Annotated in this window: 9 protein-coding genes and 3 pseudogenes; 4 read left to right on the plus strand and 8 right to left on the minus strand. The window is 40.2% G+C overall.

Annotated features, from left to right (window positions below; translation table 11 throughout):
* Positions 1-221: 221 nt before the first annotated feature.
* On the minus strand, positions 222-794 hold the full coding sequence (locus tag QL998_RS05850; RefSeq protein ID WP_290192296.1) for a short-chain dehydrogenase: 573 nt from the start codon (positions 792-794) through the stop codon (positions 222-224).
* A gap of 193 nt (positions 795-987) precedes the next feature.
* On the opposite strand from QL998_RS05850, the gene arfB reads away from it, so the two are divergent.
* Complete coding sequence (gene arfB, locus QL998_RS05855; RefSeq protein WP_149592756.1) at positions 988-1,401, plus strand: alternative ribosome rescue aminoacyl-tRNA hydrolase ArfB; 414 nt, start codon at positions 988-990, stop codon at positions 1,399-1,401.
* A gap of 125 nt (positions 1,402-1,526) precedes the next feature.
* Here arfB and eat read toward each other — a convergent pair.
* The 3 genes and pseudogenes from eat to QL998_RS05870 form a co-directional block, all read right to left on the minus strand.
* A pseudogene (eat, locus tag QL998_RS05860) lies at positions 1,527-2,930 on the minus strand (ethanolamine permease).
* A gap of 59 nt (positions 2,931-2,989) precedes the next feature.
* Positions 2,990-3,877, minus strand: a complete 888-nt coding sequence (gene eutC, locus QL998_RS05865) for an ethanolamine ammonia-lyase subunit EutC (protein ID WP_290192297.1) — start codon at positions 3,875-3,877, stop codon at positions 2,990-2,992.
* A pseudogene (locus QL998_RS05870) lies at positions 3,874-5,296 on the minus strand (ethanolamine ammonia-lyase subunit EutB). The gene eutC and the pseudogene QL998_RS05870 overlap by 4 nt, the downstream one beginning before the upstream one ends.
* 205 nt (positions 5,297-5,501) lie before the next feature.
* On the opposite strand from QL998_RS05870, the pseudogene QL998_RS20765 reads away from it, so the two are divergent.
* Positions 5,502-6,458: pseudogene (locus QL998_RS20765) on the plus strand (helix-turn-helix domain-containing protein).
* A gap of 421 nt (positions 6,459-6,879) precedes the next feature.
* Here QL998_RS20765 and QL998_RS05885 read toward each other — a convergent pair.
* The 3 genes from QL998_RS05885 to QL998_RS05895 all read right to left on the minus strand — a co-directional run bounded on the left by QL998_RS05885 (position 6,880) and on the right by QL998_RS05895 (position 11,033).
* The gene (locus QL998_RS05885) at positions 6,880-7,080 is read right to left on the minus strand and encodes a ribosome alternative rescue factor ArfA (protein ID WP_007583517.1); all 201 of its coding nucleotides are present in this window, start codon (positions 7,078-7,080) and stop codon (positions 6,880-6,882) included.
* Positions 7,081-7,284: 204 nt separating this feature from the next.
* Positions 7,285-9,825, minus strand: coding sequence for a TonB-dependent receptor (locus tag QL998_RS05890; protein ID WP_290192299.1), 2,541 nt, complete (start codon positions 9,823-9,825; stop codon positions 7,285-7,287).
* Positions 9,826-10,079: 254 nt separating this feature from the next.
* A complete protein-coding gene (locus QL998_RS05895; RefSeq protein WP_002963108.1) occupies positions 10,080-11,033 on the minus strand; it encodes a HAMP domain-containing sensor histidine kinase in 954 nt (317 codons plus the stop codon).
* A 224-nt stretch (positions 11,034-11,257) separates the two neighbouring features.
* Between QL998_RS05895 and QL998_RS05900 the strand changes: the two genes are divergently transcribed.
* Together QL998_RS05900 and hemH are read left to right on the plus strand one after the other, a co-directional pair.
* Entirely contained in the window at positions 11,258-12,586 is a 1,329-nt protein-coding gene (locus tag QL998_RS05900; RefSeq protein ID WP_024604223.1) for an HD domain-containing phosphohydrolase, read from the plus strand.
* Positions 12,587-12,660: 74 nt separating this feature from the next.
* Positions 12,661-13,680, plus strand: coding sequence for a ferrochelatase (gene hemH, locus QL998_RS05905; protein WP_024604224.1), 1,020 nt, complete (start codon positions 12,661-12,663; stop codon positions 13,678-13,680).
* Between the two features lie 552 nt (positions 13,681-14,232).
* On the opposite strand, the gene QL998_RS05910 is transcribed toward hemH, so the two are convergent.
* Entirely contained in the window at positions 14,233-14,553 is a 321-nt protein-coding gene (locus QL998_RS05910) for a hypothetical protein (RefSeq protein WP_290192300.1), read from the minus strand.
* Positions 14,554-14,560 lie beyond the last annotated feature (7 nt).

The raw sequence follows: 14,560 nt of genomic DNA on the forward strand, positions 1-14,560 counted from the left end.
TTTGAGGAGCTTGGTTTATATCCAATAGAAAAAGTGAATACGGGATGGCTTGCTTTATCAGCGTTTAGGAAATAAGTTGATAAAATGTGAAGGGTACAGGAGCCGTATACGAGGTCCGTACGTACGGTTCTGTGAGAGGGATGAGGCATAAGCCTCACCCTACTCGATATGCGTTTTAATTTCACGGCTAGATAAGCCCGCTTTTTTTAAAGCAATAAAACTTATAAAAGTGCAAAAAGCTTTTGTAGTTGTGGCATATATTCGCCCACAAGTTCAAGGTTGTTTTCGCTTACTAAAGATTCTGTAGACTCCTCAGCTGCGCTTGATGACTTACCAAACGAACCCATTAATGAGCTAGCGCCTTTATCTTTAGCACTTTTCATACTTTGAAAACCGCCCATTACTTTATTAGCAGTTTCTTGATTATCAGCCGAAAGGCCCGATTTAAGATTTTCGATATAAGCCATTGATACTTCAGAACCTACAGTTACTAGCTGCTCTGGCGTAAAACCGTAACGGTTTGTAACACTCGCAAAGCTTTTGTACAGGTCTTGTTCTTTAATCATGCTTAATGCACTGTTAGCTAAAGAGCTTTGTTCGCCAACACTTTGATCTGCAGAACCACCTAGCATACTTGCTAAATCTAAGTCTTTTAACGACTCTTGGCTGCTTGCCCAGCTAGTAACAGCTGGCAGTGCTTTCATATAGCTTTGAAGTTGACCTTCGTTAATATCCTCTGCAAGGCTTGAGAAACTCATCGCTAATAAGCTAAGTGATACAAGTATTTTTTTCATTGAGCATTTCCTGTTGTTTAATTAACGCTATTTAAAACTAAATGTAAGCGCTTGCCAATACATAACTAAAGTATTAGGTGTATTTAGGCTATAAAGTAGTATAAATACTTTAAAGTCCTATAACTTAAGCTGATTCAGCACAAATATAGTTACAAATGTTATAATGCATTTTTGTCGATAAGAGCTGAACGTAATGTTAACTATTTCAAATACTGTCACTATAGATGAATGGGAACTAGAGCTAACCGCTATTCGTTCGCAAGGTGCCGGTGGCCAAAACGTTAACAAAGTAGCCAGTGCTATTCATTTACGCTTTGATATTAATCGCTCAAAGTTACCTGACTTTTACAAAGAGCGACTACTAAAGCTAAACGACTCGCGCATTACTAAAGAAGGCGTTTTAATAATAAAAGCGCAAAGCCACCGCACACAAGAACTAAACCGCGAAGATGCCCTTAAACGCTTAAAAGATTTAATACTCAGTGCTACCGTTGTCAATAAAGCGCGCCGAGCTACTAAGCCTAGCCGTAATTCACAACGCAAACGTATGGATAAAAAAACCAAACACGGCCAAAACAAAGCACTACGAGGTAGTATAAAATTTTAGTTTTAAATGGTATTAATAAAGTAGAGAAGGGGCTTGATGTTTACATGCAGGCACTATTTTTACACCGTGTTGCTTGTATAAAAATATAAGTGAGGGCTAGCCTCACTTATAATAACTATTAATATTTACTTAGCCATTTCTAAATCAGATTCTGCATCTGCCAACATTGCAAACTCTTCATCAGCGCTTTTAGCAACTAAGTGTTTTGAGCTGTAGCCAAAGTAATATACGGCGCCCACAATAAACAGCATCATAGTGTATAAAAATGCACGAGGGTCGAACGCATACACACCGGTTAATGCTATAAGCGAAAGCACTAAAGCAATACTTGAAGTTACTACACCACCAGGGGTTTTATACGGGCGAGGTAAATCAGGTTGTTTAACGCGTAGCAAAATATGGCTCAGCGCCATCAATGCATACGATACAGTTGCACCTACTACAGCCATTGCAAGTATTAAATCACCCTCGCCACTGAGTGATACTAAAAAACCAAATACGGCAGGTACAATCAACGCACGTGCTGGCACTTTGCGATTAGTTGTAATCGACAACGAACGCGATAAATATCCGGCTCTAGATAAAGCAAACACTAAGCGACTATAACCATAAATAATAGAGAAAAACGAAGCAACTAAACCCGCAAGCCCTAATATATTTACTACAGTTGCTAAGCCCTCACTACCCGATGCATTTAATGCATCAACCAAAGGTACAGCACTTGCGCCCATTGCAGCAGCACCGCCAGCGCCAGGCACTAAAACAACAACTAAAAAAGCAGTAAATAACAAAAAGATCATTGCACCAATAATGCCTTTTGGCACATCTTTAGCGGGATCTTTTGCCTCTTCCGCAGCAAGCGGTACACCTTCTACCGCTAAAAATAACCACATGGCAAACGGTAATGCAGCCCAAACCCCGTACCAACCTAAAGGTAAAAACTCACTGGCTCCGACTGCATCAGTTGCGGGGACGTCAAATAAGCGCGATGCATCAAAATTTGTAATTAAAACAAAAGCCGTTGCAATAATAGCTAATACTGCTAAACCACTTATTACCATCATTACTTTAAGTGCTTCTCCTACGCCTGCTAAATGAATTCCCACAAATAGTAAGTAAAATAATGCATATACCCATGGGCCATTAAATCAGGTAAGGGCTTCAACTGCAGAGCCTATAAAAATAACAATAGCAGCGGGCGCTAAGGCATATTCAATTAATACGGCAAGTCCGGTTAAATAGCCTCCCGCTGGCCCGATAGCTTGACGCGCAAAACTATAACCACCGCCTGCAGCAGGTATTGCAGCTGACATTTCAGCAAGCGACAATACTAGCGCTAAATACATAACTGCCATTAATACTGCTGCAATGGCAAAGCCACCCCAACCGGCTTCAGCAATACCAAAGTTCCAGCCTGCAAAGTCACCCGATATTACATACGACACACCCAAACCTGCGAGTAATAACAATCCCGCAGTACCCCGTTTTAACTGTCTTTTAGCAAGGTACTCTGTATTATTAGTAGACATAACCCTTCTCCGTTGATGTTTAGTTTTTATTGTTTTATTTCACGTGTTTTTAATTAAAATTACTCAGCAATTAAAAAGTTAGTGGTTGAAACCTGATGCTCAATGACATCGTCTTGTGTGCGGTCTTTTAAATTAACCCCAGTTAGTTTTAGTTTTTTAGCTTCACGTAATAAGTACAGTGCACGCCTAGCCGCTTCAGCATAAGGCAGGCCTGCAGGGCGAATATTCGATATGCAATTACGACATGCATCGTTAAGTCCTGTTTTGGGCTCCCACGTTAAATACAAGCCAAGGCTATCTGGCGAACTAAGTCCTCGGCGCTCTCCTATTAACACCATAACCACCTGCGCATTTAGCAGCTCACCTATATCGTCGCCAATCGCTACTCGCCCTTGCTCAACCAAAGTAATGGGAGCAATTTTAAATTGCTTGTCTGTTGTGAGGTGCGTTAATAGCTCTGTTATAAATGGGTATGCATTTTTTTGTACCGCCAACGACGAGAGTCCATCAACCACGACAATTGCTAAATCGTATTTAGCCTGCGTAGTGTGTTTTTGTTTATTCATATAGCTGAGAAGTATTTGCCTACCATTGTCATTAAGCTTGCGGCCTAAATCGGGTCGCTGAAGGTAAGTAACCCTGTCAGTAGCTTGGCTGTGTAAATGAAGGGGAGGAGCAACCTCTTTTAGAGCACTAATACTACCCAGTTGCTCAGTCATTTCGTTAATATCTAGCGGAAAGCTCACCGTATCGCGCGCTTGTGCATGAGATAGCTGAAAAGCCAGCATTTCTGAGGTGGGCAAACTTATACCGGCGCGGCCAAGGCCAATACGCGCGTCGGTAAAACGACGTAAATAACTCCAAGGGTTGTGCACTACATTACCGTTATTTTTATGCTCGTTTACTGAGTTATCTAAAGGAGTGCTCTGTTTTGAACTTGATTTCATGAGCCACCTCCAGTAATTGCACCCAGAGGTTTGGCAAAAGCGGGAAGCAAAGTATCTGAAAGTGTGATATCGGAAGTGCTTTGCATAATTTTCATTTTGCTCAGCCATGCTTCAAACTCAGGGGCGGGTCTAGAGCCAAGAACACGACGAACATATAATGCATCATGAAACGACGTAGTTTGGTAATTAAGCATAATGTCGTCAGAGCCAGGTATTCCCATTACAAACGAGCAACCTGCAACGCCTAATAGCGTTAGCAAGTTATCCATATCGTTTTGATCGGCCTCTGCATGGTTGGTGTAACACACGTCGCACCCCATCGGTATACCTAGTAACTTAGCGCAAAAATGATCCTCAAGTCCTGCCCGAGTAATTTCTTTACCATCAAACAAATATTCAGGGCCAATAAACCCCACCACGGTATTTACTAGTAACGGGTTAAACTTACGAGCAACAGCATAAGCGCGAGCTTCACACGTTTGCTGATCAAGCCCATGATGCGCATTTGCTGAAAGCGAACTGCCTTGCCCGGTTTCAAAATACATCACGTTATTGCCAACAGTACCGCGCTTTAAACTCAAGGCCGCATCTTGCGCTTCGGCTAAGGTATTTAAATTAAAGCCAAAACTTGAATTAGTAGCCTCTGTGCCACCAATCGACTGAAACACTAAATCAACCGGTGCACCTGCTTCTATGCATTCAATCGTGTTAGTAACATGGGTGAGTACACAGCTTTGGGTTGGTATTTCATATTTTTGAATAACATCATCCATTAGCGTCATTAATTTAATGGCTTGAGCAACATTATCGGTTGCAGGGTTGATACCTATTACGGCATCGCCATTACCGTATAGCAGACCATCGAGCATGCATGCATGCAGCAATACCATTAATATCATCAGTAGGGTGGTTTGGTTGTAAACGTGTAGATAAATGCCCAGGAAGGCCAATAGTATTTCTAAAAGCACTCGTAACATGACACTTTTTAGCAATTAATATGAGATCTTGATTGCGCATTATTTTGCTAACAGCTGCGGCCATTTCGGGCGTAATACCCTGCCTTATACTTGCAAGCACAGCGGGTGTTGCAAAGTCGCTTAAAAGCCAATTACGAAAGTCACCTACGGTTAAATGTGCAATAGCCATAAAAGCATTCGCATCATGTTCGTCAATAATTAAACGTGTAATTTCGTCATCTTCATAGGGAATAAGTACCTCATTTAAAAATGTTTTAAGAGGTACATCGGCCAATGCCATTTGTGCTACAGCGCGCTCTTGCGCCGATTGTGCAATTACACCCGGTAAGCGATCACCCGAACGCTGCGGCGTTGCTTTAGCCATTAACTGGGCTAAGTTATCGAATTTATAAGTATGTGTACCTAATGTAACTGTACGCTTGCCCCATGATTTACTCCACATAACTAACATGACAAACCTTGGTATAGGTTTTGCTATATTTTAGCTATAAATCAATTTTGAATAGTTACAAGACAGCTTATTTTGTACCAAGTAACTATCGAATTTTGGCAAAAGATTATTTATTAATCCAATTCAATTGGTTGCATACGCAAAGCGGTGTTAACTTAAGCATAATAAAAGTGTAACGAAAAAGAGCATCCCCTATATGGCGCAGCAAAATAGGTACGGCGCACCACTTAAGAGCAAGGTGCAAACACATGACATAGACGAGCAAGCGCATAGCCTTACTCAATGGCAGCAAAAATACGATCAAATGAGCGACGGCAGCTTTTATGGTTTTATTGAAGAAACGGATTACGCCAATATTCACGTGTTTAAAGAATACACCGAGCGAGCGCTTCGTCAGTAATGTAACATAGCCCCCAATTCTGTTTGGCTTGGCATCCCTCATCAGTCGCAGCAAAGTAGAATTAATGGCCTAAATGTGGCAAGTAATCAATTTATGTGCCGTACAAGTGATAATGACTTTGAACTGATAACCCCTGAGTAATTTAATATTTATGGTTTGGTAATCGATTGAAACTCAATTGAATATATGGCGCAGCTACAAGGTGTAACATTGAAAAACCTGTCATCTGCGCAATCAGCTCGCTTATCGGTGAGCAACTCATCATTGCAAACGGCAAGGCAAATAATTAATAGCATGGTTGTAGGCAAGGGCTTTGGACTTAAAACCGAATCACAACAAGATATGTTAAACATGTTGGCGCTACACTTATTACAAGCGGATAATCCACAGCAAAATATTGCGCCAAGTTATAAACGTCGAAAAGCCGTGGTAGATAAAGTAAAAGAGTATGTGACCACAAATCCACAAAAAACAATAACCATAACCGAGCTGTGCGAGCTTGCCTTTGTAAGTAGGCGCACACTTCAATATAGCTTTGAGAGTATTTTAGGAATTAACCCTTTGCGGTTTTTACGTTTAACACGTTTAAATAATGTAAGGCGGGAACTGAAAAAATTAAACCAAGATAAGCCAATTTCAGTAATAGCAGCCAATTGGGGGTTTTGGCACGCGGGACAATTTGCTAAAGATTACACGCAACTTTTTGGTGAAAACCCATCACAAACAGTTAAAAATAATAGTTTTAAAGGTTAAAAACTACACTTCTAACTTGGGTTAAAACACCTACAAGACGCGCAGCTTGCTGGCGTTTAAAAGCACCGCTTTTACATTTAGTTGGATGCATTAGTAAACAAGTGACTTAATCACCACCGAGAAGTGAAGGAGAAAACAAGGAGCAGTGACTAACATTACTCGTGTTTTCTTTGTGTAACGCACAGCGCCTCGATGGTGAAATATCATATAACTTAAACAAATGGACTTTGTCTGCTCATTTACTCCTCTTTTTCTTCTCTTTGTGCATTTATATTTGTAAGGGCTGTTATTCACAAAGAGGTTTAGAGGCGCTGCTCTTTTAGAGGACAGCTTGGAAGTTAAAATAATAAAGAACTAAAAGTAAAAGCGAGGTATAAAACCTCGCTTATTATATTCAAAAGCCCTATTTGATCGGTGCTATTTAAGCCGCGATTAAATAGGACTCTTGTCCTGAATGTTTGTTGCTACGTTTAAACGAGCCTTTGCCTTTTTTAGCTTTAACTACTTGTGGTTTAAATAATTTAGAGGTGACCATTGCCGCTAGTGCATTGTGGTTTATAACGCCTCGCCCTGTGTCTACCGCGCTGGTATTTGCGGTTTTTGCTTTAGATTTTTTAGTCATATATTTCCTATCAACTAATGGTTATTTTAAGTTAAATAATAAAGAGGCTTTTATATTGGCCTATTTAAGAGATGGCGATTGTAGGCTTAATTTTCAACCGCGCAAGTATTTTTAACATTCTTTTGGTCGTATTTTAATAATAAAAACGCATAAAAAAAGCGCAGTTAATAACCGCGCTTAATGTGGTTTAATTTGCTTTAAAAATTAAAAGCTAAAGCTTACTTTTGCATAGTACGTTCTGCCGTCAAAGCCGTATGGCAATGCGCGTACAGGATATTTAAATGCACCATTGGTGATAAAGTTAAGTACTTCGTCGTCACCTAGCTCGTCTGGCGTTTCGTCAAACACGTTATCGGCACCTACCGAAAGCGCAAACATGTCATTAATTTGGTAACTAACATTTAAATCAACTAACACAGCAGACTCAACCGTACTTGTTGGTTTAAATGACCCCGTAGGCGAAAGCTCACCAGGTAATGAAATATGGTCGTTACCAAAGTATTTTACATCTGTTTCGCCAAAGTAGTTAAAGCGAATGGTTGATGTGTAGGCATCGCGCTCGTAGTCAAACGTAAACGTTGCACGTTCGCTAGGTTGTCCGTCGGTAAAAAAGCTGCGTTGTAAATCATCAAAAGCAACCGCTTCAGGAATACCGTCTTCTGCATTTACGCTGTCAATTTTAGTATCGTTTAGGTTACCTGCAAAGGTTACTCCTAAATTACCGCCTTCAACTTCAGTGCGGTACGATGCAATAATATCAACACCTTGTGTAGTAGAATCAACCGAGTTTGAGAAGTAGTTAGCTTGCACTGCACCAGTTGTTTGTAGCGCTGCAACTGCATCACCGCTAAACGATACGTCGTCAGCCGAAAGTAAGCTGCCAAGTGTAATACGGTCTTCAATTTCTACACGGTAAAAATCAACCGTTAACGAAAGCTCGCTTGTTACATCGTAAACAAAACCAGCACTGTAGTTTGTTGATGTTTCAAGCTCTAAGCTATCTACGCCTAACGCACTTGGGAAGGCTGTACCGGTGTTTGCTGTGAACGACTGCGTTAATGTACCGTCTGAGCCTAAGTTAGTTGTAAAGGCTGTATAACCACTTTGTTGAAGTGATGGCGCTCTAAAACCAGTAGACAGTGCACCACGTACTGCAAAGTCATCTGAAAATTCATAACGCGTTGCTAATTTACCAATTAAATCATCCCCAGCATCTGAGAAATCTTCATAGCGTAGTGCACCACTTACGTTCCATGCGTCGGTGATCATAGTTTCTACGTCTACATAAACTGCGTAGCTGTTACGGTCGCTGTCGTTAGCCGCTTCAGGGCGAAGGCCGTTATAAGCCTGAAAACCACACTGTGCAAATTGATCCGGATCGTTTACTGATGGGTACGAGGTATCCATATTTGCTAGTCCACAGGCGTATGATGCTTCATCGCCAGGCACTATTCCGTAGTTTTCTTTACGGTATTCGGCGCCTACTGTTACATATAAAGGCTCACTACGGCCAATATCTACAATACCGTTTACATCAAGGTTAACCGTTGTTTGATCGAATCTAAAACCACCTGAGTAACCGCCAGTAGGGCCTGAGTTTGCTGCAATGTCGGCATCGCTTGCATCTGGGTTATTAAATAAATACTCAGCCGCGTAAGAAGCATTTAATGTATTGCGTGATGTAAAATCGTATTGGTTTTCACCATAAACAGCCGATACATCGTAAGTCCAGTCTGTGTTTATATCGCCTTTAAAACCAAGCGCTACTGAAATATCTTGTGCTTCGTTATATATGCGCGGTAAAAAACCATCGCTGTATACTTGGGTTACGTTTTTAGAGGCTTCGTTAAAGTTACGGTAAAAACCATTACCCAGCGCCGTGCGCTCAGAGTAGCCACCAAACGAGTAAAGCTCGCCGTCGCCCATTGGTAATGCCATGTTGTAAAATAACGACGTAAATTCACTTTCTGAGTTACCTTGGCCCCAGCGTACATCTTCACTTAGTGTACCTGGTTCAACATTAAGCGAACCACCCGTATCGCGCTCTGCACGGTTAGTGCCGTCGGCATCACGGTACTCAAGCGATAGGTTAATAAAGCCGCCTTCGTTACCTAATTCAAAACCACGGTTTAAACCTGCTGAAATAGTGTCGCCGTCACCTTCACTCGTGCCGCCGTATTGTACAAAACCCGTTGTAATACCGGTTGAGTTATTAAGAGATAAGTTAATTACGCCTGCAATAGCATCAGAGCCATACTGCGCTGCAGCGCCATCGCGTAATACTTCAACGCCTTTAAGCGCTGTTAGCGGAATGGCATTCATATCAGTACCCGCAGCGCCTGCGCCTACTGTACCGTTAAGGCCAAAAATTGATTGGTTATGACGACGTTTACCATTTACTAATACAAGGGTTTGATCTGGTTGTAAGCCACGAAGTGTTGCGGGTCTAAATAAATCTGAACCGTCTGATACTTGTGTACGCGAAAAGTTAAACGAAGGCGCTGTCGCTTGAAGGCTTTGGCCTAACTCGGTAAAACCACCTTTAGTTAAATCATCCGCGTCAATTAAATCAATAGGAGAAGAAGACTCTGCAGAGGTACGGTTAGATACACGCGACCCTAATACAGATATTTGCTCTATGTTTTTAGCAGCTTGCACTGGTGCTTCTTCTGCGTTAACAATGCTTGGTGCGCTAAACGCGAAAGCAACGGCTACAGCAAGTGTGTTTAAACGGTATGTTGACATAGTGACGACCCTGTTTTTTTGTATTCTTAATAATATGTGTGTGGTTATGATGCTCATAACCTGTTGCAAACATCCTAGCAACATATGTAAACAAAAAGAAATAAAAAAACTAAATATATGGTCTAAGTATGCAAATAAACTTCAAGATAAGAAAAAATCACATCAAATCGATTAAAATGCACGCTAATAAAGGATTAAACATCAAAAAGCAGAGTGTTTAACGCTTTATTTACAATGTGGTTTTGCTCGTTATTTTATACTTTTAAAGGTAATAGGCAGCGAATGGTCGTACCTGTGCCTAATGTACTGTTAACTTCTATTTTTCCACCGTGATCGCTCACCATAGCGTATACAAGTGTCATACCCATACCGGTGCCTTTTCCGACTTCTTTTGTTGTGTAAAAAGGGTCAAACATATGCGCTATTGTGTCTTCATTCATTCCACAACCGTTATCTTTTATTTCAATACAAATATTTGTGTTTAGTTCAAAAATATTCACTTCGATAATGCAGCCTTTTTCTAAATCTAACTCGCAAGCTTGCCAAGCATTCATTAAAAGGTTTACAAAAATCTGATTAATTGACGATAAATTGCACCAAATGAGTGGTAGGGGTTCAAACCGCGTTTTTATTTCGCATAATTTAAGTTTGCTACTCAATAACCTTAAAGCATTATTAGCACCCGTTGTTACATCGGCTAATTGTTTATCTTGAGAAGAGGTGGGGTGGGCAAAGTTTAATAAGTCATGCACTATTTGTTTTATACGTTTAAGTCCTTCAACGCTGTCGTTAATTTGCCCCTGCAAATTGTTATAAATCCACGCATACGGATACTGTAAATTGAGTATGTCGATTTCGTGTTTAAAACGGCTCTCTTTAATTTCGTTATTTAAATATTGTTCGTTAAGTTTTAGCAGCGCTACAAGTAAAGGGCTTGCGTTTTGTAGGCTCTCTACGTTACTCATTGCATAGGCAAGTGGGGTATTTATTTCGTGGGCAACGCCTGCGCTCAGTGTACCTAAGGTTGCCATTTTTTCTGTTTGCACAAACAGCATTTGTTGGTGTTCTAAGTCGGCTACTTTTTTTTGTAGTTCATTATTTATGGCAACTAAAACGCTACTTTTATCTTTGAGTAATTGCTCTGCAGCTAAGCGCAGCTTTTGTTCGTTTAAAAAAGCACGTTCAAAATTACCATCTGATCCATCCATTCCCTTCATCCATATAGATAACTTTATACTTAACGTTTAGTCGTCTGCATGCAAATTTGCAACTTTAGTGTGGCCAAGGCCTAATTTTATGTATGAGTAATTATCCACTTATTGCTAATAACCCCATTATATAAATACCACTTAATATAAAAGGTAGTCACAAACACACCATAGAATATTTTTTTAAGCTATTATTTAACCAGAAGTAATTTAAAGGCGACTCAATGACTCAAGTAACACCAAGCACACCAATAAATCAGGTTGATGTACTTTGCATTGATGATGATGAGATAGTACTACGCACGTTAACACGGCTACTTGAAGTAAATGGCCTGTCGGTTATTGTTTGCGATAACCCGCAAAGTGCACTAACGCTTTTTAAAAATCATGAGTTTGGTTTAATTATTAGCGATATGCGTATGCCGGTAATGAACGGTGCCGAGTTTTTAGAAAAAGCACGTGCGCTGGCGCCCGACACCCAACGCATTTTATTAACCGGTTACGCCGACATACAAACCACCTTAGCGGCTGTTAACCAGGGCCAAATAAATGGTTATATTCAAAAGCCTTGGCAAAACGATTTATTACTTCGTAGCATTAGAGATAGCCTAGAAAAATTTGCACTAAAAAAACAAAATCAAAAATTAGAGGCACAAGTTAAAGCGCAAAACCAAGAGTTGCTAGAGCTTAATAATTCGCTTGAGCAACGGGTAGAAAAACGCACCTTACAAATCAAACAGGTTTTAAAAAAGCTTGAAGACGCCAACGAGCGCGAAAAACAAGAGCATAAATCGACCGTAGAGCTGCTATATAATTTTGTTAACGCAAACCCTTACCTAGATGGCAACAAAGCACAAAATATTGCAAATACCTGTACACAAATAGCACTTTATTTAAACTTGTCGCAAAAAAGTATTGATCTTGCCCCTATGGCTGGTTACTTGGCGCAAATAGGCTTGCTTGCTATGGATCCTGATCTTTATAAAAAACCAGTTAACCGCTTAAATGAGCAACAACGTAAAACCTTTTATACTCACCCAAGTACTGCACAATTAATGTTAATGCCAGCAATACATTTACATGACTTGTCGGATGCTATTTATTATCAGTTTGAGCGCTTTAACGGAAACGGAATGCCCAAAGGCCTTGCCGGAAACGACATACCAATAGGCGCTATGGTGCTAGGTTTAGCGCGCGACTATTGGGACGCGTTTGAGCAAAGCAATGCAAGTGATGAAAAACAGCGCCACGATGACGCACTCGAAAGTGTAAAACTTTATAGTGGATCGTTTTATCATCCTAAAATTGTACGTGCACTTGAAGCAAGCCATGCAAAACTACACGAACAAAAAAGTTCAGCAGGATCAGTGCTAATTTGTAACGCCCATGAACTCAAAGAGCAAATGGTACTGGGCCATGCTCTACACAGCCATATGGGCATAATGTTGCTGCCCAAAGGTCATGTATTTGGCAGTAAATCGATAGAAAAACTCCAACAGCTAGAATCGAAAAAACCAACTCCGTTCAGAATAATGGTGAAAACTGCTAAATGATTGATCTAAACCGCAGTTTTTTTCGTTACAATGTGCATAAAATAGATTATTGAATTTGCTTGAAGGAGCACTCTGTGTCGCGATTTTCTGCGGTTACTGACAACCCCCATGATGGGCGTTTTAACCAAAAAACGGGAATACTGCTAACTAACTTAGGCAGCCCTGATGCACCAACAGCGGCTGCGCTTCGTACATATTTACGCGAATTTTTATCAGATCCACGCATTGTAGAAATACCACGCTTGGTATGGATGATAATTTTACATGGCATTATTTTACGCGTACGCCCTAAACGTTCGGCTAAATTATACGAGAGTATATGGACCGAAAACGGCTCACCACTTACCCACATTACTCGCCAGCAAAGTGTAAAGTTAAATACTTTATTAAAAGAGCAAGGTTATACCAATACAGAAGTAGTAATGGCAATGCGTTATGGCAACCCTTCAATAGAGGCAGGCCTTGAAGAGCTTCGTGATAAAGGCTTGACGCGTATAATTATTTTACCAATGTACCCGCAATATTCTAGCCCAACTACGGGTTCTACGTTTGATGCTGTATCGAGCGTACTGCGAAAATGGCGCTGGGTGCCAGAACTTCATTTTATAAATGGCTATCATAAAAACACCCGTTACATTGAGTCGCTTGCTAATAGTATTAGTGAGGATTTAGAAGCGAATGGTATGCCACAAAAAATTGTTTTTTCGTATCACGGTATGCCTAAATTGTTTTTAGAGCGCGGCGATCCGTACCATTGCCTATGTTTACAAACCACGCGTTTAGTTGTCGAAAAACTAGGCCTTGATAAAGACAAAGTAATTAGTACTTTTCAAAGTCGATTTGGTAAAGCAGAGTGGTTAAAGCCTTATACCGACGCAACCCTTGCAGCCTTACCTGATGAAGGTATTACCGATGTAGCTATTATAAGTCCTGCTTTTAGCGCCGACTGCCTAGAAACACTTGAAGAGCTAGAAGGTGAAAACCGTGAAATATTCGAAAACGCAGGCGGCGAAAAATACCGTTACATAGCGGCACTAAACGACAGAGACGACCATATAGAAGCTGTGTTTGATGTTATAAAACCTATGTTGTAACCCAAGCTTACTAAAGCTAAATATATTACGCATTAAGCGGTGTTAAAATTAACACCGCTTTTTTGTTTTTAGGGCTTTTAAAATATTTAGTTAATTAATTCACAAAGAGGTTAAGAGGCGCTGCGCTTTTAGAGTGAGTGATAAAACATATAAATACTGGTTTTGGCTTTTCTCATTTATTCCTCTTTTACTTCTCATTGTGCAAATAAAGGCTTTTAAAGAGCGAATTATTCACAAAGAGGTTAAGAGGCGCTGCGCTTTTAGAGTAGTGATAAAACATAACAATACTGTTTTTTTTTGGCTTCCTCATTTACTTTTCTTTTACTTCTCATTGTGCAAATAAAGGCTTTTAAAGGGCGAATTATTCACAAAGAGGTTAAGAGGCGCTGCGCTTTTAGAGTAAATGATACATATTGGCTAGACTGGTTTTTCTCAGTTATTACTGATTACCTTATCTTTGTGAAAGAAATTATTTATATTTTTAATAGTAATTAAAATAAATAAAAATGTACGTTTGAGGGGAGGTATTACCTAAGCTACAGCAATTAAACGCTATCGCTTAAAGTATAAATCAATCGCTTTTGTGAGGAGCTCGTCGAGTTGTTCTTCAAATTCTTCAATATTAATATCAAAGTGCTTTAAGTAAGCCCGAGCCTGCACAAGTGATAAATTACGGCTGTTAACGCTATATTGTCGCTCGTCTATGGTTTTATCGTAACGTGGTAAAAATACAAATTGGCCATAAAAGGGGGATTTAATATGCTTGTTTGCAAAACGACAAAAATCTTCAATATGCTCAGCACCCTTAGGTCCAAGGCAACCTGGCTCAATGCGATACATTAAGCGAATTTTTTTGTCGTCATTTATTTGCATTTAAAGC

The organism is Pseudoalteromonas sp. APC 3691, from assembly GCF_030408135.1.
Classification (GTDB): domain Bacteria; phylum Pseudomonadota; class Gammaproteobacteria; order Enterobacterales; family Alteromonadaceae; genus Pseudoalteromonas.

Coding starts and splice junctions, on each gene's coding strand:
- QL998_RS05850 (WP_290192296.1), bottom strand. CDS start 794: ATGAAAAAAATACTTGTATCACTTAGCTTATTAGCGATGAGTTTCTCA.
- arfB (WP_149592756.1), top strand. CDS start 988: ATGTTAACTATTTCAAATACTGTCACTATAGATGAATGGGAACTAGAG.
- eutC (WP_290192297.1), bottom strand. CDS start 3,877: ATGAAATCAAGTTCAAAACAGAGCACTCCTTTAGATAACTCAGTAAAC.
- QL998_RS05885 (WP_007583517.1), bottom strand. CDS start 7,080: ATGACTAAAAAATCTAAAGCAAAAACCGCAAATACCAGCGCGGTAGAC.
- QL998_RS05890 (WP_290192299.1), bottom strand. CDS start 9,825: ATGTCAACATACCGTTTAAACACACTTGCTGTAGCCGTTGCTTTCGCG.
- QL998_RS05895 (WP_002963108.1), bottom strand. CDS start 11,033: ATGGATGGATCAGATGGTAATTTTGAACGTGCTTTTTTAAACGAACAA.
- QL998_RS05900 (WP_024604223.1), top strand. CDS start 11,258: ATGACTCAAGTAACACCAAGCACACCAATAAATCAGGTTGATGTACTT.
- QL998_RS05910 (WP_290192300.1), bottom strand. CDS start 14,553: ATGCAAATAAATGACGACAAAAAAATTCGCTTAATGTATCGCATTGAG.